The following is a 2,157-nucleotide window of genomic DNA, read 5'->3' as shown; positions in this document are numbered from 1 at the left end:
AGCACCGCGGACTCGACCTCGCCTGGAACGCCCTCGCCGGACAGGTCGCCGCCGCGGCGGAACGCGCTCCCGAGGTCGAGTCCGCGGTGCTCCCGCTCCGTGCCCGGATCTCCGTCCGCGCGGGCCTCGGCAATCTCGCCACCGGCCTGCGGCCGCCCGCGACCGGCCACGACAACCCGCACTTCTTCGACGACGCGGCCTGCGTCAGGGCCGTCGTGCTGGCCGTCGTCCACCCCGGCGACCCCCGCGTCGCGGCCGAACTCGCCGAGTTCGACGCCCGGTACACCCAGGACGGCGACGGCGTCCACGGCGCCCGCGCGATGGCGGCGGCCGTCGCCGCGGCCCTCGGCGGAGCGACGGTCGACGAGGCCGTCGAGGCGGCGGTCGCCGAACTCCCGCCCGTCACCGAGATCGGCCGCAACGCCCGGTACGCGGTGAAGCTGGCCCAGACCGCCACGTCGGCCTTCGAGCTGGTCCCGCTCCTGGAGCACCAGATCGTGGACCACGTCTACAGCTACGGCATCGCCGCCGCCGAGACCGTCCCGGTGGCACTCGCCCTCGCCACCGCCGCCCGGGGCGAGATGACGGCCGCGGTCCCGGCCGCCGTCTGCCTCTCCCGGGTCGCCGACTCCGCGCCCGCGCTGGCCGGGGCGCTCACCGGGGCGCTGGGCGGGGGCCGTTCGGTGCCGGCGACCTGGCGCGAGGCGTGCCGGACCCTCGCGGGCTGCGCCCTGCCCCGCCTCGCGGGAACGGATCTGGTGGAACTCGCCGGGCTGCTCGCAGCCACGGAACCACCCGCCCCGGGTGGACAATCCCGACATGACACCCACAACACCCCCGGCAGTCACGCCCGCACTGGATGACCGGATCACCGGCAGTCTCCTAGGGGCCGCCGTCGGCGACGCGCTCGGCGGCCCCGTCGAGGGCTACACCCCCCAGCAGATCCTGGAACGCCACGGCGGGCGCGTCACCGGGATCGTCGGCCCCTGGAACGGCGACGAGTGGCGCACCGCCCGCCCCATCGCCCCGTACCACAAGGGCGACGGGCACGTCACCGACGACACCTTGATGACCCACGCGCTGATCCGGGTGTACGAGAAGGTCCGCGGCCACCTCGACGCGTACGCGGTCGCGGACCACCTCGTCCCGGACCTCATGGGCAACCCCGTCTGGATCCCGGAGCTGGAGGCGGAGGCTCTCCCGCTCCAGCGGATCTTCCTGGCGGAGAAGTGGCTGGTGACGCGTATCCATTACGGCCATGTGGACCCGCGCGAGGCCGGCGGCGGCAACATCGTCAACTGCGGTGCCGCGATGTACATGGCACCGGTCGGGCTCGTCAACGCGGCCCACCCGGAGGCCGCGTACGCCGAGGCCCTCGACATCGCGGGCGCGCACCAGTCCTCGTACGGCCGCGAGGCGGCGGGGGTGTTCGCGGCGGCGGTGGCTGCGGCGTGCGTACCCGGTGCCACACCGGCGTCCGTGGTCGGCACGGCCCTGTCGCTGGCGAAGGACGGAACGCTGGCGGCGATCGAGGCGGTGGCGGAAGAGGCGGCCCGGCACCGGGACTTCGAGTCGGCGCTGACGCCCCTCCGCAAGGCGGTGGCACCGTTCGACTCGGTGGGCCCCGAATACCGCTCCCCCTCCCTCGGCGCCCGTCGCCCGTCCCGTCTCCACGCGATCGAGGAACTCCCGATCGCCCTCGGCATGCTGCTCGTCGGGGAGGGCGACTACCGGCGTACGGTTCTGGGCTCCGTCAACTACGGCCGTGACTGCGACTCGATCGCCACGATGGCGGGCGCGATCGTGGGCGCGCTGCACGGGGAGCAGGCGGTGCCGGCGGAGTGGGCGAAGCGGGTGGCGGAGGCGAGCCGGCTTGACCTGCACGGCCCGGCGCGGGCCCTGACGGAGGTGACCCACGAGATCTTCGCCCAGGACAGGAAGCGCCGCAGGGCCCACGAGCAGGCGTTCGCGGCCCTGACGGGCACGGCCGTCCGATGAACCTCCGCCTGACCTGGGTCCAGCCGGAGGACCTCCTGGGCCACGAACTCCGCCAGGCGGCGGAGGACGGCCGCGACGCCCGCGCCGTCGCGGCCCGCTGGGCGGCGGCGGGCGGCCCGCCCGCCCCGGAGACGGCCGGTGCTTCCGAGGTCCCCCACC

At 75.2% G+C, this 2,157-nt stretch carries 2 protein-coding genes and 1 pseudogene; all 3 read left to right on the top strand.

Annotation, left to right across the window (positions count from 1 at the left end):
• Positions 1-863, top strand: an 863-nt coding sequence (locus tag AOK00_RS20970; RefSeq protein ID WP_173861605.1) for an ADP-ribosylglycohydrolase family protein, incomplete at its 5' end; no start/stop codon positions are given.
• Positions 820-1,998 carry an ADP-ribosylglycohydrolase family protein gene (locus AOK00_RS20965; RefSeq protein WP_055601834.1) on the top strand — a complete coding sequence of 393 codons (1,179 nt, stop codon included), beginning with the start codon at positions 820-822 and terminating at the stop codon, positions 1,996-1,998. The genes AOK00_RS20970 and AOK00_RS20965, both read left to right, overlap by 44 nt.
• A pseudogene (locus tag AOK00_RS40475) lies at positions 1,995-2,157 on the top strand (ADP-ribosylglycohydrolase family protein); the annotation flags it as partial. The gene AOK00_RS20965 and the pseudogene AOK00_RS40475, both read left to right, overlap by 4 nt.

Origin of the sequence: Streptomyces aureus, from assembly GCF_001418135.1 — a bacterium.
Classification (GTDB): domain Bacteria; phylum Actinomycetota; class Actinomycetes; order Streptomycetales; family Streptomycetaceae; genus Streptomyces; species Streptomyces aureus_A.
The sequence above is the reverse complement of the archived record's forward strand: the minus strand, read 5'-3'. Positions and strand labels throughout refer to the sequence as shown.